We start from the raw sequence: 19,086 nt of genomic DNA on the forward strand, positions 1-19,086 counted from the left end.
AGATTACCCGTGACGATTCTAAATCCAATGCTGATCTCTACGACAATTCACACTTGAATTTGGGCATCACCATTATTTATTACGCCACACCTGCACACCATCAATCCAAGTGGCCTGAACAAAGAAATCACCACTCAATGCCACCAAACTGGCACGATACCCTGGTTTGATACGCCCAAATTGGTCGTCAATGCCTAAAAACTCTGCAGGTCTTAAAGACGCCATCTGTAATGCTTCTGTTGGAGTACGACCAATCAGAGAAATCGTATTGCGAACCGCTGTGGCCATATCTAAATCCGAGCCCGCTAACGTGCCATCTTCTGTCGTTACCCGTCCACCGCTACGTAATACTTTCTTCCCTAGAAAGGCCATTTCTTTTTCATGAGATCCCACGCTTTGAATAGCATCGGTTACCAAAAGCATGTGCTCACATCCTTTCGCGGCCATCGCTACACGCATAGTAGCAGGGTGAACATGATGACCATCAGCTATTAACCCACACCAAGTCACCAGATCGGTTTGTAATGCAGCACCCACCACTCCGGGTGCTCTACTCACTAATGGTGTCATAGCATTAAACAAATGGGTAAAACCACGTGCGCCACTCATCACGGCTTGTCTTGCTTGATCATATGTCGCCGCTGAATGCCCAATACAAACAATAGCACCTGCGGATACGAGCCATTCAATAAAACCTTCTGGTACCTGCTCTGGCGCTAATGTCAACATGAGCTTTCCGCTATGACTGACCTTTAATAACTCCGCGAGCTTACCCTCTGTCGGCTTACGCAGTTTAGACTCATTATGCACCCCTTTGCGGATAGGATTGAGATAAGGGCCTTCATAATGCATTCCTAAAATCCCTGCCATATTCTGTTTAAGTGCTTGGCAAACTGTTTGATGGGCTTGCGACATAATCTCGTAATCATCCGATATTAATGTCGGCATCATGGCAACGGTACCAAATTGAGCATGCACGGCCACCATGCGCCCCAATGCTTCTAGAGTCGGTGTATGATTAAAAAGACTTCCACCACCACCATTGACATGCACATCAATAAAACCAGGAGCCAGCATCTCCACTTGCAACACCTCGTCTGATAAAGGTGCTTCCGTTGCCATAATGGATTCAATCACATCGCCTTTCAGGATGACTTGTTGATTCGTCAGCCAGTTTTCACCATCAAACAAACGCTTGGCAAATAGAGCTGTTATCTTCTGCTCCATCATATTGCTTTCCTTCCTATCTGAGCTTTGGCCATTAAAATAGCCCCTGCCATGGCATCACCTTGTGGCTGATAAAAGTAAGGTGAAAAACGCTCGGGCAAATACGCTAAAATAGCCTCTGACACACCACCAACCAAGGCGATCTTCTGCGCACCTTTGGTGATTAACGCATCTAAATACTGGCTAACCCATTCCACTTGTTGATGAATGATTTTTAGGGCAATAGGGTCTTTTTGTTTAGCAAACTGAAACACTTGAACGGCAAAGGCGCCATATTCTTTCGGCAATGGCGCACGGTTTTGATACAACACATACTCTTCTGCTGATAAAGCGAACTCAGCATTAATACTGTCAGTCAATGGTGTGGAAGGTGAAATGCCATCCAAAGCCGCTAATGAATACTCCAGGGCAGCAAGACCAATGCGCGCCCCACTGCCTTGATCTGACAAAGGAAACCCCCAACCGCCAACAATGCTGAATATTTCGTTTTGATACACCACACCGCAGCTGCCAGTGCCCAATATCAATAAAGCGCCATCCCCACCGTTAAACGCCCCCAAACACGCTGCGTGCGCATCGGTTAATAAATAGCGCTGACCGAAAGGGGATGCTTGAGTAATCACCAACTCCTGCTCCAATGGTTGATTCGCACCCGCCAACCCCAAACCTAACGTAATTTTTGCGTAGGCTTCAGAAGGAATATTGCCTTGGCGACACGCTTCAAGACAGGCATTAATTATATTTTGCCACGCCGCCTCGATTCCGATTCGTGGATTACCAGAGCCTCCAACGGCTTCACCCAATATATTGTCATCACTATCCACCAAACGTGCTCGACAAAACGTGCCTCCGCCATCCACACCAATGTATAAGCTGCTCATACCCAACTTCCCTCGTGCAATTGTTGACGTTTTTGTTCACTCCATTGGTAATAGTCTTTTAATCTAAGCTCACTCGCCGCCTCTTCATCCAACACAATGGTTGCTGCTGCATGCAGTTGCAAAGCAGATGCAGGACACATAGCACTCAATGGCCCTTCAATCATGGCTTTTACTGAATTGGCTTTGCTTTGTCCTGTAGCCATCAGCAAGATGGCTTTGCTTTCCAAAATCGTACCAATCCCCATGGTTAGCGCCAAATGAGGCTGAAACTCATCGTCAGAAAAAAAGCGTTTATTCGCTTCTACAGTGGACTCTGACAAAGTTTTAATACGTGTACGCGATGCAAAGCTAGATGTCGGCTCATTAAAACCAATATGACCATTTACACCTATCCCAAGAATTTGTAGATCAATGCCTCCCGCGTTTTGGATTGCCGTTTCATAGTCGTGGGCATTTCTCTGTAACTCACTGACATTCGTGGTTTCCGCTAAGGGAACATAGGTATTCGCCAGTTCAATATCAATCTGCTCAAACAAATGATGATTCATAAAGGTTCGATAACTCTGTGCGTGAGTATCAGGAATACCAATGTATTCATCTAGATTAAAGGTCACACTTTGCTGAAAAGACACCTGATTAGACAGATAACGCGCGATAAGCTCCTGATACAAAGCAATAGGCGTCGACCCTGTCGCAAGCCCCAATACAGGGTTTGAACGGGTATTCAAGATATCCACTACACGATCAGCGGCATAGTTCGCTACGTGCTGAGCGGTTGGGAGAATGATAATTCGCATAGAAAGCTTCCTCTTAATAGATACCAATATAATACCAAATAAAGAAAAAGGTCAAAAAATATTCATTAATATGCCATAAACATTTGCTTGACAGAAAAATTGGTGCTAATTTTTACAAAATAAAGATACCTAAAAAATACCAATATTGGTATTTTTTAATAAAACAAAACCAAGAGAACCACAAACAATCACAAGAGAACTGCAAACAATCGGAGAGTAACCATGTTAAATGTTCGTTCCGTTAAGCTCATGAGCCAATTCACATGCGCCACTGCTTTACTGCTTGGCAGCATAGGTTTAGCGCAAGCTACCAGTACACTATCCATCGAAAGTTGGCGTAGCGACGATGCCAATATCTGGAATGATGTCATCATCCCAGCCTTTAATAAGAGCCACCCTGATATTAAGGTGATCTTCGCACCGACACCGCCAACTGAGTACAACTCAGCACTGCAAGCGAAATTGAAAGCAGGCTCCGCAGGTGATTTGATCACTTGCCGTCCTTTCGATACCTCCCTTGAACTATACAAACAAGGCTACCTAACCAATTTAGACGGTTTAGCGGGCCTGAAAAACTTCCCAGAGGTGGCGAAAAGCGCTTGGCAAACAGATGACGGCAAAGATCAATTCTGTTTACCCGTTGCTTCGGTTATTCATGGTTTTATCTACAACAAGGAGATCTTTAAACAACTCCACCTAACACCACCCAAAACACGCGCTGAGTTCTTTAAAGTACTAAAGACAATTAAAAATAAAAGTCGTTACATTCCAATGGCAATGGGCACAGCGGATCAATGGGAAGCGGCGACAATGGGCTTTCAGAATATTGGACCGAACTATTGGAAGGGTGAAAAAGGCCGCAAAGCTCTATTAAGCGGCAAAGCAAAGCTGACAGACAAGCCTTATGTGGATACTTGGAAAGAGCTTGCGGAATGGCGGCCATACCTAGGTCGTGGTTTTGAGGCTCAGAAATATTCTGATTCACAAAACCTCTTCACGCTTGGTCGTGCAGCCATTTACCCGGCAGGCTCTTGGGATATTCAAACCTTTAACAATCAAGCTGATTTTAAATTTGGCGCCTTCCCACCACCCGTCGCTAAAGCCGGCGACACCTGTTACATCAGTGATCACACTGACATGGGTATTGGCATCAACGCCCACTCTAAAAACCAAGCTGCGGCAAAAGTTTTTCTCAATTGGATGTCGAGCAAAGAGTTCGCAACGCTTTACGCAAACGCAGTACCAGGTTTCTTCCCACTGTCTAAATTCAAAGTGGATATTAAGGACCCTGTTGCTCAAGAGTTCATGAGTTGGCGTAACAAGTGTAAGTCAACCATACGTAATTCGTACCAAATCCTTTCTCGCGGAACGCCTAACCTTGAGAACCAGTTATGGAACGTGAGTGCGCAGGTTATTAACGGCACCATGACACCAGAACAAGCCGCCAAAGAAACACAAGATGGCCTAGAACAATGGTACAAACCTCAGCAGAAATAACAGGGAGCTAAACCTGATAGGAGACCGTTCTCCCCCAGAGACGGTCTCCTATATTTTGTCGCTTTTCGAGAATGTACTTTTACCGAGATACGTTATGACTTCATCCAATCAACATGATGAGAAAAAACCGTTTCCTTGGCACCTGGTGTTTTTCCTTGGGCCAGGTTTGCTCATCTACGTCGTTTTCAGTGTGTATCCTCTACTGGATACACTTGTCTTAAGCCTATATAAGGAGCAAGACGGCCATAGCAGCTTTGTTGGTCTACAAAACTTTATTACGCTTATCACCGATGACACTTGGTCCCATGCCTTTTGGAATGCCTTGGCCAACAATTTTGAATTCTTTGCGATTCATATGCTACTGCAAAACCCAATCGGCTTGATTTTAGCGGTTTTGCTGAGCTCACCTAAGTTACGTTTATCCGGCACCTATCGAACCCTTATTTTTATGCCAACCATGTTGTCCGTGGTCATTATCGGCTTTGTTTGGCAATTACTGCTCAGTCCAATTTGGGGAATTGCAGAGAATTTCCTTTACGACATTGGTCTGGGTCAATACTTCGATGCTTGGCTAGGCAAAGAAAGCAGTGCCCTAATTACCTTGGGCTTTATTTCAGTCTGGCAGTTTGTGGGCATTCCTATGATGCTAATCTACGCCACCTTACTGAATATTCCAGACGATATCATCGATGCAAGCGTGGTCGATGGAGCGAATTCATTCCAAACCTTCTGGCATATCAAACTACCTTTGATTTTGCCAACCATTGCCATGGTGTCAATTCTTACTTTCGTCGCGAACTTTAACGCTTTCGAACTCATCTATGCGGTGAAGGGAGCCCTCGCTGGCCCCAACTTCTCCACCGACTTAATGGGAACCTTCTTCTACCGAACCTTCTTTGGCTTCCAATTACAGCAAGGTAGTGCCTCGATGGGGGCTGCAGTGGCGACGCTCATGTTCTTAATCATCTTGGTCGGCGTTATGTTGTTCCTATTCTTTATCCAACGTCGCATTCAGCGATTCCAGTTCTAAGGAAGTCATTATGAAACTGATTCATCGCCTTATGCCTTCTAACGGATTACGTCAATTACCTAAAAGCGTGTCGGTTCATGCGGTGTTATTAGCCTATACCATCATCGCCCTATTCCCCATTTTGGTGGTGGTGATTAACTCTTTTAAAGACCGCCGTGCTATTTTCCGAGACCCATTAGGTTTACCCACTCATGATTCGTTCACTCTTGTTGGTTTCCAACAGGTATTATTACGCTCAGACTTTGGTCTGTATTCATGGAACAGTCTAGTCGTCACGATTCTCGCCGTAGGCTTGGTTTTATTGTTCGGCGCCATGGCGGCTTGGGCATTAACAGAATACAAATTCAAAGGCAATTTACTCATCGCCTTTTTGTTTGCTATGGGCATCATGATCCCTATTCGTTTGGGTACCGTGAGTATTTTGAGTTTGATGGTGAATTTACATTTAGTGAATACATTGACTGCTTTGGTCTTGGTCTATATTGCCCAAGGTTTACCGCTCGCCGTCTATATCTTATCTGAGTTTGTACGCACTATTCCCAAAGAGCTGACCGAAGCGGCACGCTGTGATTCGGTAAGCGAATACAAAATTTTCTTCTGCATCATTTTGCCACTGCTTAAACCCGCGATGGCAACCGTTGCTGTCTTTACCATGATACCCATTTGGAATGATTTATGGTTCCCATTGATTCTTGCACCAGGCGAATCGACTCGCACTATCACCTTGGGCGTACAACAATTTGTCGGCCAATACGTGACTGACTGGAACTCGGTTTTATCAGCTTTAACCATGGCAATTGTTCCAGTACTTATCCTATACACCATTTTTTCAAGACAATTAATCCGCGGCTTAACCAGCGGTGCGGTCAAATAGTCTACTGAAACTGACCGCCGGAGACCCAATTTATGGCTAGTGTAAAACTGAATAATATTAAAAAACGATTTGGCAATGTCGACGTGCTGCACGGCATCGACTTAGATATTAAAGACGGTGAATTCGTTGTTCTCATCGGTGAATCGGGGTGTGGTAAATCCACGCTACTGCGTCTTTTATCTGGCCTTGAGGACATTTCAGAAGGCGACCTTTACATAGATGACGAACGAGTGAATGGCCGTTCGCCCGCAAAACGCGGCATTGCCATGGTCTTCCAGTCTTACGCCTTGTATCCGCATATGAATGTGTTTAAAAACATGGCGTTTGGCTTGAAAATTTCAGGCAAGGACAAAAGCCATGTGAACGAAAAGGTCATTGAAGCGGCGAAAAAGCTGAAAATTGATCACCTTCTGGATCGTTTACCACGGGAACTTTCTGGCGGCCAACGCCAACGTGTTGCCATTGGCCGCGCTATCGTACGTGATCCTAAGGTATTTCTTTTTGATGAACCATTATCCAACCTAGATGCCTCCCTTCGTGTTCAAACTCGTGTAGAACTGGGCAAACTGCATCAGGAATTAAAAGCCACTGTCATTTACGTAACCCACGATCAAGTGGAAGCCATGACATTAGGTGATAAAATCGTCGTGATGAACAAAGGTCGCGTAGAACAAGTGGGTGCACCATTGGATCTTTATCACCATCCCAAAACCCAATTTGTGGCGGCCTTTATTGGTTCACCGAAAATGAACTTTTTACAGGGCAAAGTCCAACAAGCTGACTCAGAGAATTCTCAAGTTGTGTTAGAATCTGGCCGCGTTATTCGAGCGTCAATTGACACATCATCGCTTAATGAAGGTGATACTGTCCACTTGGGGCTGCGTCCAGAACACATTGCTTTGAACTGCAGTGATAATACCTTTGAAGGCACAGTGACCTTGATCGAACACCTAGGTGAATTGTCTTATTTATATGTCGACGTTGGTCAAGAGGGTGAACTGGTCCTAAAGGTCAATGGTGATAACCAACATCAAGCTGGTGATCGAATTCAATTTGGTATTAAACCAAATTATTTGTATCTTTTCGACCATGAAGGCAAAGCATTAACGAGAATCAATGCTCATCAGTCTCCCTCTATTCCCTTGTAGAGAGACAAATGCAGCAACCCAGTTTTAATACGGAATTCCATCCGTTTAGGAAGTAACCATGAGCCAAAATCGGGTTAACGAACTATTTGCCGCCGCCGATGCCCTAAGAAAAAAAGGCATCCCTCTCTACATGCAGGTGAAAAAAGCCATTCTCGCGGCAATAAACGCCGGACGTGTCGGCAGCGGCGATGCTCTTCCACCAGAGCGAGATCTTGCGAAATATTTAGATGTTTCCCGCGTCACCATTCGACGTGCCATTGATGAGTTAGTAAAAGAGGAAGTTTTGACTCAACGCCAAGGTGCGGGAACATTTGTCAGTGAACGGGTTGAACAACCACTCAACCACCTTCGTAGCTTTACTGAAGTTATGATGGCTCGAGGTAAAGAAATCACCTCTAAATGGCTTGACCGGTCCCTCGGCATGCCCCATGAAGATGAACGCAACGCTTTACAGCTCTCACCAGATCAGGAAGTGGTTCGTTTTTATCGCTTACGCTATGCTGATGGCAAACCCATGGCGCTGGAGATGGCGACCATTCCCAGCCGCTACATAGTGAATCCGTTTGCCATGGAAGGGTCTCTCTATGCTCTATTGGAAAAACAAGGTTGTCGCCCGGTTCGTGCTTTTCAACGCCTTCGCGCCATTAGTATTGATGAGCAAAGAGCGAGCTTACTCGATATCCCAGCCCTTAGCGCGGTACTCTATATTGAACGTACCGCTGTCACCCAAGATGGCACACCAATTGAATTTACTCGCTCTTGGTTCCCAGGAGACTCATACGACTTTGTCGCCGAAATCCACAACACCATTTAGTGAATATGCTTAACCATCAGGTTGTTGACTTGTTATGTTCGACAACCTGATATTGGGCTTGATCCAGCGCGATGCTTTAGCTTTATATAGCCTTAAGCAGGTAACCACTTAAAATATTCACCAAGCCCAGCCAATATATTGGTTGTCGCAATAGCAGACAAAATCAACCCCATCACGCGACTCACCACGCTCGCACCACTGCTACCGATCAGTCGGTGAATAACACCTGCAAGCAACATAAAAATATACGCTACAAACAGTACAACCAACATCACTAAAGCGGTTTGCGTCTGTTCCCAGAGACTAAATAGATTATTCTCTGTCAACAATACTGCCGCAAGCATTGCCCCTGGACTAGCAATAGAAGGCACTGCAAGCGGAAAAATAGCCGTTTCTTTATGATCCCCTTGTAGCAACTTAATCTCTTCTTCTGGCTTGCTATCCCCAAAAATCATATTTAACGCAAACAAGAAAAGTACAATGCCACCCGATATCTGAAACGCGGGCAAAGGAATGGATAAAGCTTTTAGTATTAATTCCCCCATCACGACAAAAAAGATTAAGACACCAGCAGAAACCAACGTTGCTAGCAACGCGATATGCCGCTTCGTTTTTTGATCATATTGATCCGTCACCGCGATAAAAACGGGAATGGTTCCAATCGGGTCAATTACAGCAAAAAAGGTTATAAATACCGCAATAAAATCTATCATCCAGAAAACAGTCCCACTAAATGCCCATATTATCCGGCAGCAGCATGATGTGTCAGCCTCTTATCACAAGAAGCTTAGCTGCCATCACTTTCATTCACCTTCTCTTTCGCCAACTTTAAAAAACGCTTATGAATTTGGTGTGTTGCCAACCAAACCCCACCCACAACAACGGGAACGGCAATACCCATAGCAAGACTTTTATCAAAATGGACGCCTCTATCGTAAAGCGCTTGCATAAGAAACTTTAACAACCCAATGCTGTAATAACTGATCGCTGCAACTGATAACCCTTCCACTGTGTGCTGCATCGCCAATTGGATTTTTGAGCGACGATCCATTGACGCCAATAGTGATTGGTTTTGTGATTGAATCGACATTTCCACTTGAGTTCGCATCATGTCAGAGACCCGATCAATGCGCCTTGACAGGTTTTCTAAATGTTCGCCCGTGGCTTTACAGGTTCGCACAGCGGGTGTAAGTCGGCGGGTCATAAACTCGGTAATGGTTAAATGTCCCGACACTTCATCTTCTTTGAGCTCGTTTAAATTTTTAATCACCAAATCATGGTAAGCATTGGTCGCACTGAAACGAAACGTTGTTTGTGCTCGGGCTGCTTCCACCCAAGCTGCCATATTAATGAGTTCAGTCAACAAAGCCTGCTCATCTAATTCCTCTTTGGCGTCTGCCAGCCGTGCTGTCATCATCGCCAACTGTTGGTCCATTTGCGCCAACTGGGGGTTGTATTTGCGTGCAATAGGTAGCGCCAATAAAGCAAACAACCGATAGGTTTCTATTTCAACCACTCGCTGTACCATCCGGCCCAATTGGCTGTCACTCATGTTTTTGTTATATATCAAAAAACGACCACAACCATCACTATGAAGCCGGAAAGTGGTCCAGACTTGCGCGTCACCATTTTGTGGACGACTTCCCACTAATCTCATCTCTTCGAAATACCCCTTCACCTCGAACAGGTCTGGCTCAGGTTGAGTACGAGCATCGGCAATCTCCACATGGAACGCAGCGATAACCGTGCCAGGTATGGCCGCCAGCCAGTCTTTTGGTAGCAAGTTCAAGGGGGTGTCAACAAAATGCCCATCGGGAGCGTCTTTTTCGGCGATCACCATATAAGACGTAAACTCCAAGTGTTTATCACGGCGAATACGGAATTCGCCAAAATCAACATCGAAGCAGACACTATCTTCCAAAGGGGGCACTTGACCAAAATCCTCGTACAGAGCGCAGAATACATCAAACTCTTTTTGCTTCTGCTCGGGGCTAAGCAAAATGGCCAGATAACTTACCTGTGCAGGACTTGGCAACACTTGAAAGGGTCGTGAATGCATTTCAGCATAAAGCGTTTCACGAGAGGGATGTAAGGTTAAGCCATAAGCATTATTCGAAGAATTCACAAAACGCCCCAAGTTAGAGAATGACACCCTACTTTAACAAAGGATCATTAAATGAATAAACGGTTATTGCCACTAAAGCGGAAAAATAGGAACGAAAATGATAAATAACCGTCCTTGGTCAAAAGGTTAATTTTTTTGATCTTCCAAGAGACCTAGCTGGTTCTGACCGTCATCGTCCGTGATCCAAACTACTCGATTTTTCCCTTCCTTTTTTGCAAGATACAACATTTTATCCGCTGAACTGAAAAACTCGTCAATGTCATGGGAGCTTGATGGGCGACAAGTCGCTCCCCCAACACTGATGGTAACAATCCCATCCCCCTTATCATCAGTATGGTAAGGCAAATCTAACTGTTCTACGGCTTTAAGACAATTGCGCACCATGACCAAAGACTCTTCTTCTGACGAGCCAGGCAAAAGGACAACAAACTCTTCTCCGCCATAACGCGCCACTAAGTATTCTTCATGGGTAAATTGTTTAGTAAATACATTCGCCACTTGTTGGAGTACACGATCACCAGCGGCATGTCCATGGCAATCATTGTATTGCTTAAAATTATCAATATCTATGATGGCCATGGAAATGAGGCTTTGCTTGGTTATTGCGACATCCCACTCCATTGAAATAACGTCTTGGTATTTACGACGGTTGGCAAGTGACGTTAAAGGATCAATATTCGCTAAACGCTCCAGCATGCGTTGCTGCTTAACGAGCTTCAGATGCAACTGGATACGAGCCCGGACAATATTTGTATGGAGGGGCTTTTGTATGTAATCACTCGCACCTAACAACAATCCCTTTTCCTCGTGAATTTCATTGCCCAGTGCCGTGATGAAAATAATTGGGATAGCGCAGGTACGAACATCATGACGTAACTGCGTCATGGTCTCAAAACCATCCATACCAGGCATCATCACATCCAACAAAATTAAGTCAGGTGTCAGCTCAATGGCTTTTCTAATACCTTGCTCACCACTTTTCGCCAATATCACATCCACATCATCACGTAATATACTACTAATGATTTTTAAATTAATAATCTCATCATCAATTACGAGAACTTTTTGTCGTTCAGTCATTTAAGAGCCACCTAAAAAATTTTTAAAGCAGCTAACGAACCCTGTTTGCGGCCTTTTCATATCTATTTTCGTTTACATCATTTCGAAATTTATGATCGCACCAGCCTGCTCGCTCAACACCATTGTATGACGGAGTGATTCAAGACCCCTTTCACCAATAGGAAGCTCACCCAAAAGCAGGCTTCTTCTAATAACCATTATATTGGCACTAAATCACTTCTCTTTAGTTTATTGCATTACTTTTTATCGCCACTACTGCCATAACAGCTACCCGATTAGGCCAATATAGAGAATAATGAACGGATGCTTACTTACCTTCTAAACAAACCTGAAGTGGAAACGTGCCCAGAGGAGCAAAAAAACGACATAAGTTGTATTTGATTTGACACTAAGAGTTATGTCAACAAAATGACAGTTATTCGTGAGTAAAATGAGTGACACTTCGCCATTGATTTTTTCTGGCATGCTGATAATAAGCATAATATAGACTTTATGCTAAACCGAAAAAGACTGAATACTCTTTTCCCCTATCTACTCCTTGTTACATACAGATGGAATTAAGATAGACTTAACACTATGTTTTTTTGAGTATAGACGATTATGAAATGCCATACGCTATCTTGGTCAGTAAATGTCTTTGCTACCACTTTTATTTGTTCTCTGGTCTCGATTAGCAGCCCAGCTTACGCCCTTGACCTGGTCGCCTTTGGCCGCTCTTGCCTCAAACAAGAACAAGTGTTAAACGCTGACCGAAAGGCAATAGAAGCTCGGGAATTAAAGAGACTTGCAGAAGAACAACGTCAAAGCGTTGTGCCTGATAACGAATACGCTCAGGCCCTGGCGGATTTAAAAAAAACGCTCGACGATTGTACAGAAAACGAACCAAATAGTGGTTATTGTCATCAAGTACGCTTGCAATACAACGAACTAAAATATCGTGCGGAAAAAGCCAGGGAAGACAACTTTACCGAATTAAACAGTGACACGGTAGCCAATACTGACTCCCTTTATGAGCGCGAATTATTTATACAAAAAAAAGAGCGTTTTGAAGACCTATGTCGAGACAGTGACGCGCACTATGCCTTAATCAACAACCCACATGCCTACCAAACCGTTTGTGGCTCGGCGAAGGCGAAGCAATCTATCACCTGCTCATTCACAAATTAACATAACCAGTGCCTAACTAATTGAATTGCTTACAGTGATGTTCGAGTCAATGACGTATTGAGATCTGCTGCAGTCCACATTCACGCTCTACTTTCTGGCTATTATCCCCTCTTTATTAATCGCCCTACCTTTTCATTTCCTTGGAAAAGGAGGTAATACTACTTTTTCTTCTAAGTGTCACATTCACTTTGCATACTAAGACATTAGAAAAAGGCTAATAGGAGGCTTGTTCTTTGTTTAAACGAAATCGGCTGATACATTGGCCTCATCGACGTGGTGTGATACGTCAAACCACAAAACTTCAAAATAATAACGTCATCATTAGCCTAAATCAGACGGACGCTATTGCTCAGATAGATGATAAGTATCTTTCTTTTTCAATCGATATTTCGGTTCTAGCAGGTGGTTTTTGGTGGGAAGGAAGCACTAGCAGCCAACAGGGATTAGGGACAAAAAAAATCCCCCCATTGAACCTGCAGCCTGGAAAGCTGGACAGATTAGTACAAGCCCTAGGACCTGCCTATTTAAGGGTTGGAGGTTCTGAAGCTGACAACATCCAATACTTCGACACAACAGATACCACCAGCGATACTTTGGTATTACGCAAAACCATGTGGGATAACTTACATAGATTCTGTGAGCGCTTAGAACTCTCCCTTATGTTCACATTTAAATATGGCCTTTTTAACCGCCAACAGCATGGCCATTGGCAAGCCGACGAGGTTATCAAGTTACTCAAATACAGCCAGGACAACCATCAACACATCGCTATTTGTGAGCTCGGCAATGAACTCAATGCCTATTGGGCTTTCCACGGTATTACCTCCCAGCCCAGAGCCCGCCTTCTTGCTAAAGATTATGACACCTTTATTCGCACCATTCGACAACATAGCCCAAAGAGTAAAATAGCGGGTCCTGGCAGTGCTTTTTGGCCTAGATTAGGCGAAACCATTAAACCCTTTAGCAACATCACACCAAGCTTTTTATCCTCTTTAAATGAAAAACTCGATATTGTTGATTGGCACTACTATCCTTTTCAAAGCAGTCGCTCCCCTATTCGCACTCGCGCCGCAACGCTAAGAAACATAATGTCTCCACGTTCTTTACTGGACTTCCAACGCTATTTAACACAACTCACAACCTACCGAAACAGGTATCAACCACAAGCGGATATATGGACGGGGGAAACAGGTTCAGCACAATGTGGCGGGGAGGTCAAACTGTCTGACCGCTTCGCCTCTTCTTTTTGGTGGGCTGATCAATTAGGAAGAGGGGCACGCCTTGGTCAAAAAGTGATGATCAGACAGAGCTTGATCGGTGGAGATTATGCACTGATTAATCGTCAATCTCTTAAACTCAATCCTGATTATTGGCTCAGTTGGCTCTGGAAGAAGTTGATGGGAAAAGAGGTTTATGATGTTCGAAGCAGTGATCCAGATGTATTAGTCTACTGTCACAGCGCACGAAAAGAAGGCAAGTGTACTCTCATGATTCTTAATATGTCGGCACGCCACAAAATCATCCAATGCCAAGGATTCGGAACAAAGAAAAGACGTTATGAAATAACGGCGGATTCACTGACATCAAGAAAAATCAGAATCAATGGCATTCGCCCGAAGTTTAAGGGCGGACAGGTCAAATTAAAAGACTTCCCTGCCCTATCAAAATTGAATGTAGTCAGTGCTTATAGCATTAGTTTCTGGTGTTTTAGTTTATAGGGAAGCCATGGTATTAATAGCAAAGCCCTTTCATAACAGGCATTAAATTGGCAAGTCCTGTCGTATTAAAAACAGCATCGACCGACGGCGAATGGCCCATTTTCGCCTGAACCATAAACTGTTTTGACTTAGCCAGCTCGCGAATAAAATCCATCGGTTTAGAGACTTCCAGAGATTGGCGTCCGACAGCGGTATCCCACTTCGCAGATTGATTTGGCCCATTATCAAAATGGTAGATAACAGAAGGAGAACCCTCCTTTAATTTCACTCCCTTCCAGTGAATCTGGAAATTGACTTTCTTGTCTTTACAGCGAATGGTCATTTCAACAGGACTATCAATATAGTGCACTTTCGATGAAGATAATAAAGTCGCGATAAACACATTCGGCGTGTCGCTGTCTTTCGTCGCTTGAATGGTATACACCCAATGTCCGTTATTGATTGTTTTAGGCACAATCTTCAACCGTTCAGAATGGCTCAAACAGGCAATCAAACTGTTCATGTCATGTATGTCACATGAAGATAGCGAAGCAAAGGTGGCGCTTGATACAAACAACAACCCCATCAGGATAAAGCGAAACATTTTCTTCCTACAAATTAAAAGCTTTGCATAGGATACAAAAAAACGACACAAATTAAACGTGACAAGTACATGCAAACACTTTTTTTACATTTTTAACATAATTGAGCAAATTCGCTCCATTATACACGAGTTAAACACAGCTCCTTATGGTCTTTTCAGTAAGAACTACTTACTTCATAATTTTCCTACATATCAATACAGACTCTTACAGTAAAATAGGGAATATCCTTATATCATTCTAATCAAGAATCAATGCGCTCATAAAGGAACACATCAGCAAGGAACACACCAGCACTTCAACATAAGGCAACCGTATGGGACCACATTATAAAAGCGATTTAGTCGATCCCAAAAAACAAGCGATGCTTAGTATCCTCTCAGAACAATCGTCTGACACAACAAGCTTCAATGATCCAAACTATGATCTCAATTACCTCATCAATGCGGTACGTGTTCATTTAGGGATGGATATTGCCTTTCTTTCACGCTTTCATAATGGTCAACGTGAAGTATGCCTGATCGATATCAACCATGATAATGAAACGCCCCTTAAAAACGGCCATATTGACCTGTGCGAACAGACTTACTGTCAATTAATTGTTGACAATATTTTACCAGAAATCATTCCAGACACGTCACTCAATACCATTACTAAACACCTCAGTATCACCCATCAGCTCAATATCGGTAGTTATATTGGCGTACCGATTGTTTTCTCTGATGAGTCGGTGTATGGCACACTGTGCTGTTTTAGCAAAAAACCTGACCCTACGTTATCTCAAAAAGACTTATCTTTGATGAAGCTCTTTGCTAAAGTCGCTGCCCGCAATTTAGAAGAAAGAATAAGACAAAATACAATCAAACAGGCATTATGCAATCAGATTACTATCATCCTTCAAAACCAATTACTGTCGATTGTGTTTCAACCCATATACGATATTGTTAAAAAGCGTGTTCTGGGGTTTGAATGTTTATCACGTTTCAACATTGAGCCTGTTCAAACACCGGACTATTGGTTTGACCTAGCGGATCAGGCAGGGCTTGGCGAAGAACTTGAGATGTTTGCCATTGAGACCGCTCTTAAGCATCTTGAATATATCCCTGATTGCTTTTACATCACCCTGAATATCTCACCTAAATACCTATATTCTGAACGCTTCCGTGAGTTATTTGACACAGCACCACTTCATCGCATCATATTAGAAGTCACAGAGCGAGAAGTTATCGATGACTATCAAGCCTTTCAGGAAGTACTGAAACCTTTTCGAAAACAAGGCATGCGACTTGCCGTTGATGATGCTGGCGCCGGCTTCGCCAGCTTTCATCATATCCTAGAATTACAAGCAGACATCATTAAACTAGACCGAAGTTTAATTAACAATGTCAATGCCGATAATGGCCGTCGCGCTTTGATCACCGCCTTAACCAGCTTTGCCAAAGAAACCAATAGTAAAGTACTTGGAGAAGGTGTTGAAACCCAAGAAGAATCAGATACTCTAAAATACTTGGGAGTAGAAAAGATACAGGGTTACCACCTTTGCCACCCAGTCCCGTTGAACGAGGCATTAGCCTTTAGCTTCGACTTGAATGAACAAAACGAGCAAAAGGCCGAATAACCCTTCCCCTGTAGGGAAAACGATGAAGAGCGATTAACTCAACGGACTGTACTAGTTAATCCCCTATGTGCCAGCCATTCGTTATCGGATAACGACGATCTCGTCCGAAACCTCGCGCCGTGATGCGCACCCCCGTTGGTGCTTGACGACGCTTGTATTCGTTCACATCCACAAGACGTAAAACGCGATAAACGGTGTCACGATCAAACTGCTTCGTCGCCAAAATGGCTTCAGCACTCAAATCTTGTTCGATGTACATGTGCAAAATGTCATCAAGCACATCGTAGCTTGGCAAAGAATCTTCATCGACTTGATCAGGCGCCAACTCAGCTGAGGGGGGACGGCTTATAACACGCTCAGGAATCACATGCCCCAATGAGTTGCGGTAATGACACAGCTTAAAGACAAGCGTTTTAAAGACATCTTTTAAAACGGAGTAACCGCCAACCATATCCCCATAAAGCGTTGCATAACCAACCGCCATTTCACTTTTATTGCCCGTTGTCAGCACCATCAAACCTTTTTTGTTGGAAATAGCCATTAAGACCACGCCACGAGTACGCGCTTGTAAGTTTTCTTCTGTCGTATCTTTAGAAAACCCATCAAACTCAGGTGCTAGGGCATCACTAAATGCGGAGACCATAGGCTCAATAGGCAACACGCTGTATTTCACCCCCAATAGATTCGCTTCTTCTTCAGCATCTTCTAAACTCATAGAAGAAGTATAGGTGTAGGGCATCATCACCGCCTGAACACGATCCGCCCCTATGGCATCCACCGCCACCGCTAAAGATAAGGCGGAATCAACACCACCACTCAAGCCGAGCACAATGCCTTTAAAGCGATTTTTATTAATATAGTCACGCAGCCCCAGAACCATCGCTTGATAAACACTGGCTTCAACATCCAGCGCCGGCGCAATGTCTCCAGCAACAGGCATAATTTTATTCGGTTGACTTTCATCAACGATTACATCAACACAGTACAAGCCTGCTTCAAACCAAGGGGCTTGCGATATTTTCTCACCACGAGCATTCACCACAAAAGAGCCGCCTTCATAGACTAATTCGTCTTGGGCTCCCATATAGTTAACATAGACAATAGGCAGGCTGGCTTCTGTCGCTCGTTGATGAAGCAAGGCTTCACGCTGGCCCATTTTTTCAATATGAAACGGCGATGCATTTAGGTTTAAAATGATTTCGGCACCGGCCTCTTTAGCCTGTGCGATAGGGCCTGGATGCCAGATGTCTTCGCAAATGGTTAAGCCAAATTTAACCCCTTTAATATCCACAATGCAGGCGTCCTGACCTTCGCTAAAATAGCGTTTTTCATCAAATACTAAAAAGTTTGGCAACTTTTGCTTAGCGTATTCCCCCAGCAACTTTCCTTGATAGATAACACCGGTACAGTTAAACAGGTCGCCATCAATACGACGTGGGTAACCAACCACCACATAAATTCCCTGAACCTCCTCAAGAATCCTAAATAAAGCAGATTCGACACGGCCATCCAAACTTGGGCGCAATAGTAAGTCTTCAGGGGGATAACCTGTGAGCGTTAATTCTGGAAAAACGATCACATCAGCTTGTTCTATATCGCGGGCTTGGTTGGCCGCATCAATCACAGCTTGAGTGTTTTTTGTGATGTCACCAACTAGCATATCTAGCTGTGCCATTGCGATTCGTAATGTCATACAGTTGCTATCTCGTAAACTCTGTTAGAATATGCATCTTATTGTCTGGAATTACCCAACCTAGGTAAAGTATATGATCGTACGTTTGATCGTTTTTATTGCAATTTTCCTTATTGGCTGGTGGATATATCGCCAATTCATTGCTTTTAATCGAGCAAAAGCCACCTCAAAGGTGAATCAGCCTAAGAAAGGCCCTACCACAAACGATGAAGAACCCATGGTTCGTTGCGAGCAATGTCGAACCTATGTGCCTCGCTCACATGCCGTTCACGACCAAGATGCTCATGCTTTTTGCACAAAAGAGCACTTGCAACTGTTCCATAAACAAAAGAGTTAAACACTCATACAAATCATTTTGTCACGGTGACAAAACCATGACTGACGATGTGATGGTTTTGCCACCACCAACAATGAAATCGAAGGTGAATCAAATACGCCGTTTGATGCATGGTGTTAATCTTATGAGCACACAATCGATAAAAATGTTTGTTCGCACCTAATGCTATCTGATCAAATTGATAGCGGAGCCGTGCCCTTTTATAACGCCACAAGCGGTAATGAGAAACAGAGTCGTTATTTGCTAACGTACAAAATCCTGAACAGGGGCTTTTTTGCGCTGATGACAAGGCGATATGCCGCACCACTTGTTCAGAGAAAACCTGCCAAAGTCGCTGATTCTGATCGACTTCTTGCCGCTTTCCACGCCACGCTAAGTGGGTTTGCAAGCGTTGCTGGTAGGCAAAGGATAATCCTGCCACCACAACCAAAAACACAATAATGGGCAATGAAATCCAGCCTCCTTGATGACTGATGAGCCGACGTTGCACACTACCTCC

Annotated in this window: 18 protein-coding genes; 9 read left to right on the plus strand and 9 right to left on the minus strand. The window is 43.9% G+C overall.

Annotated features, from left to right (window positions below):
• Positions 1-72: 72 nt before the first annotated feature.
• Genes nagA through nagB form a run of 3 tightly spaced genes read right to left on the minus strand, consistent with a single transcriptional unit; the run spans position 73 to position 2,905 of the window.
• On the minus strand, positions 73-1,230 hold the full coding sequence (nagA, locus tag AC0VYG_RS14870; RefSeq protein WP_475428745.1) for an N-acetylglucosamine-6-phosphate deacetylase: 1,158 nt from the start codon (positions 1,228-1,230) through the stop codon (positions 73-75).
• Positions 1,227-2,108, minus strand: a complete 882-nt coding sequence (locus tag AC0VYG_RS14875; RefSeq protein WP_475428746.1) for a glucosamine kinase nucleotide-binding domain-containing protein — start codon at positions 2,106-2,108, stop codon at positions 1,227-1,229. The genes nagA and AC0VYG_RS14875 overlap by 4 nt, the downstream gene beginning before the upstream one ends.
• A complete protein-coding gene (gene nagB, locus AC0VYG_RS14880) occupies positions 2,105-2,905 on the minus strand; it encodes a glucosamine-6-phosphate deaminase (protein ID WP_475428747.1) in 801 nt (266 codons plus the stop codon). Before nagB ends, AC0VYG_RS14875 begins: the two co-directional genes overlap by 4 nt.
• A gap of 222 nt (positions 2,906-3,127) precedes the next feature.
• On the opposite strand from nagB, the gene AC0VYG_RS14885 reads away from it, so the two are divergent.
• The 5 genes from AC0VYG_RS14885 (at position 3,128) to AC0VYG_RS14905 (ending at position 8,268) form a co-directional block, all read left to right on the plus strand.
• Positions 3,128-4,402, plus strand: a complete 1,275-nt coding sequence (locus AC0VYG_RS14885) for an ABC transporter substrate-binding protein (protein ID WP_475428748.1) — start codon at positions 3,128-3,130, stop codon at positions 4,400-4,402.
• A gap of 94 nt (positions 4,403-4,496) precedes the next feature.
• A complete protein-coding gene (locus AC0VYG_RS14890; RefSeq protein WP_475428749.1) occupies positions 4,497-5,432 on the plus strand; it encodes a carbohydrate ABC transporter permease in 936 nt (311 codons plus the stop codon).
• Between the two features lie 10 nt (positions 5,433-5,442).
• A complete protein-coding gene (locus AC0VYG_RS14895; protein ID WP_475428750.1) occupies positions 5,443-6,306 on the plus strand; it encodes a carbohydrate ABC transporter permease in 864 nt (287 codons plus the stop codon).
• Positions 6,307-6,338: 32 nt separating this feature from the next.
• A complete protein-coding gene (locus tag AC0VYG_RS14900) occupies positions 6,339-7,454 on the plus strand; it encodes an ABC transporter ATP-binding protein (RefSeq protein ID WP_475428751.1) in 1,116 nt (371 codons plus the stop codon).
• A 58-nt stretch (positions 7,455-7,512) separates the two neighbouring features.
• A complete protein-coding gene (locus AC0VYG_RS14905) occupies positions 7,513-8,268 on the plus strand; it encodes a GntR family transcriptional regulator (protein ID WP_475428752.1) in 756 nt (251 codons plus the stop codon).
• A gap of 92 nt (positions 8,269-8,360) precedes the next feature.
• Here the strand turns inward: AC0VYG_RS14905 and AC0VYG_RS14910 are convergent, their stop codons facing one another.
• The 3 genes from AC0VYG_RS14910 to AC0VYG_RS14920 all read right to left on the minus strand — a co-directional run bounded on the left by AC0VYG_RS14910 (position 8,361) and on the right by AC0VYG_RS14920 (position 11,473).
• A complete protein-coding gene (locus AC0VYG_RS14910) occupies positions 8,361-8,981 on the minus strand; it encodes a MarC family protein (RefSeq protein WP_067015590.1) in 621 nt (206 codons plus the stop codon).
• A gap of 74 nt (positions 8,982-9,055) precedes the next feature.
• A complete protein-coding gene (locus AC0VYG_RS14915) occupies positions 9,056-10,393 on the minus strand; it encodes a DUF3422 family protein (RefSeq protein ID WP_475428753.1) in 1,338 nt (445 codons plus the stop codon).
• Positions 10,394-10,519: 126 nt separating this feature from the next.
• The gene (locus AC0VYG_RS14920; protein WP_475428754.1) at positions 10,520-11,473 is read right to left on the minus strand and encodes a GGDEF domain-containing protein; all 954 of its coding nucleotides are present in this window, start codon (positions 11,471-11,473) and stop codon (positions 10,520-10,522) included.
• A gap of 600 nt (positions 11,474-12,073) precedes the next feature.
• On the opposite strand from AC0VYG_RS14920, the gene AC0VYG_RS14925 reads away from it, so the two are divergent.
• Together AC0VYG_RS14925 and AC0VYG_RS14930 are read left to right on the plus strand one after the other, a co-directional pair.
• Positions 12,074-12,640 (plus strand): hypothetical protein, encoded by a 567-nt coding sequence (locus AC0VYG_RS14925; protein ID WP_475428755.1) that lies wholly within the window; start codon positions 12,074-12,076, stop codon positions 12,638-12,640.
• A gap of 233 nt (positions 12,641-12,873) precedes the next feature.
• Positions 12,874-14,358 (plus strand): glycosyl hydrolase family 79 N-terminal domain-containing protein, encoded by a 1,485-nt coding sequence (locus AC0VYG_RS14930; protein ID WP_475428756.1) that lies wholly within the window; start codon positions 12,874-12,876, stop codon positions 14,356-14,358.
• 13 nt (positions 14,359-14,371) lie between these two features.
• Here AC0VYG_RS14930 and AC0VYG_RS14935 read toward each other — a convergent pair whose 3' ends face one another.
• Complete coding sequence (locus AC0VYG_RS14935) at positions 14,372-14,941, minus strand: hypothetical protein (protein ID WP_475428757.1); 570 nt, start codon at positions 14,939-14,941, stop codon at positions 14,372-14,374.
• Between the two features lie 314 nt (positions 14,942-15,255).
• Here AC0VYG_RS14935 and AC0VYG_RS14940 point away from each other — a divergent pair, with 314 nt between their 5' ends.
• The gene (locus AC0VYG_RS14940; RefSeq protein ID WP_475428758.1) at positions 15,256-16,557 is read left to right on the plus strand and encodes a sensor domain-containing phosphodiesterase; all 1,302 of its coding nucleotides are present in this window, start codon (positions 15,256-15,258) and stop codon (positions 16,555-16,557) included.
• Between the two features lie 55 nt (positions 16,558-16,612).
• Here the strand turns inward: AC0VYG_RS14940 and AC0VYG_RS14945 are convergent, their stop codons facing one another.
• Positions 16,613-18,250, minus strand: coding sequence for an NAD+ synthase (locus AC0VYG_RS14945; protein WP_475428759.1), 1,638 nt, complete (start codon positions 18,248-18,250; stop codon positions 16,613-16,615).
• 73 nt (positions 18,251-18,323) lie between these two features.
• Here AC0VYG_RS14945 and AC0VYG_RS14950 point away from each other — a divergent pair, with 73 nt between their 5' ends.
• Positions 18,324-18,587, plus strand: a complete 264-nt coding sequence (locus tag AC0VYG_RS14950) for a PP0621 family protein (RefSeq protein WP_475428760.1) — start codon at positions 18,324-18,326, stop codon at positions 18,585-18,587.
• 13 nt (positions 18,588-18,600) lie between these two features.
• Here AC0VYG_RS14950 and AC0VYG_RS14955 read toward each other — a convergent pair whose 3' ends face one another.
• Positions 18,601-19,077 carry a hypothetical protein gene (locus AC0VYG_RS14955; protein ID WP_475428761.1) on the minus strand — a complete coding sequence of 159 codons (477 nt, stop codon included), beginning with the start codon at positions 19,075-19,077 and terminating at the stop codon, positions 18,601-18,603.
• Positions 19,078-19,086: the final 9 nt, after the last annotated feature.

This window comes from Marinomonas sp. 63XJN7_7_ISO-PGPR-S23-202 (assembly GCF_056173505.1).

Excerpts from the sequence above, each read along its gene's own strand:
- nagA (WP_475428745.1), bottom strand. The coding sequence starts at position 1,230 with ATGATGGAGCAGAAGATAACAGCTCTATTTGCCAAGCGTTTGTTTGAT.
- AC0VYG_RS14875 (WP_475428746.1), bottom strand. The coding sequence starts at position 2,108 with ATGAGCAGCTTATACATTGGTGTGGATGGCGGAGGCACGTTTTGTCGA.
- nagB (WP_475428747.1), bottom strand. The coding sequence starts at position 2,905 with ATGCGAATTATCATTCTCCCAACCGCTCAGCACGTAGCGAACTATGCC.
- AC0VYG_RS14885 (WP_475428748.1), top strand. The coding sequence starts at position 3,128 with ATGTTAAATGTTCGTTCCGTTAAGCTCATGAGCCAATTCACATGCGCC.
- AC0VYG_RS14890 (WP_475428749.1), top strand. The coding sequence starts at position 4,497 with ATGACTTCATCCAATCAACATGATGAGAAAAAACCGTTTCCTTGGCAC.
- AC0VYG_RS14895 (WP_475428750.1), top strand. The coding sequence starts at position 5,443 with ATGAAACTGATTCATCGCCTTATGCCTTCTAACGGATTACGTCAATTA.
- AC0VYG_RS14900 (WP_475428751.1), top strand. The coding sequence starts at position 6,339 with ATGGCTAGTGTAAAACTGAATAATATTAAAAAACGATTTGGCAATGTC.
- AC0VYG_RS14905 (WP_475428752.1), top strand. The coding sequence starts at position 7,513 with ATGAGCCAAAATCGGGTTAACGAACTATTTGCCGCCGCCGATGCCCTA.
- AC0VYG_RS14910 (WP_067015590.1), bottom strand. The coding sequence starts at position 8,981 with ATGATAGATTTTATTGCGGTATTTATAACCTTTTTTGCTGTAATTGAC.
- AC0VYG_RS14920 (WP_475428754.1), bottom strand. The coding sequence starts at position 11,473 with ATGACTGAACGACAAAAAGTTCTCGTAATTGATGATGAGATTATTAAT.
- AC0VYG_RS14925 (WP_475428755.1), top strand. The coding sequence starts at position 12,074 with ATGAAATGCCATACGCTATCTTGGTCAGTAAATGTCTTTGCTACCACT.
- AC0VYG_RS14935 (WP_475428757.1), bottom strand. The coding sequence starts at position 14,941 with ATGTTTCGCTTTATCCTGATGGGGTTGTTGTTTGTATCAAGCGCCACC.
- AC0VYG_RS14940 (WP_475428758.1), top strand. The coding sequence starts at position 15,256 with ATGGGACCACATTATAAAAGCGATTTAGTCGATCCCAAAAAACAAGCG.
- AC0VYG_RS14945 (WP_475428759.1), bottom strand. The coding sequence starts at position 18,250 with ATGACATTACGAATCGCAATGGCACAGCTAGATATGCTAGTTGGTGAC.
- AC0VYG_RS14950 (WP_475428760.1), top strand. The coding sequence starts at position 18,324 with ATGATCGTACGTTTGATCGTTTTTATTGCAATTTTCCTTATTGGCTGG.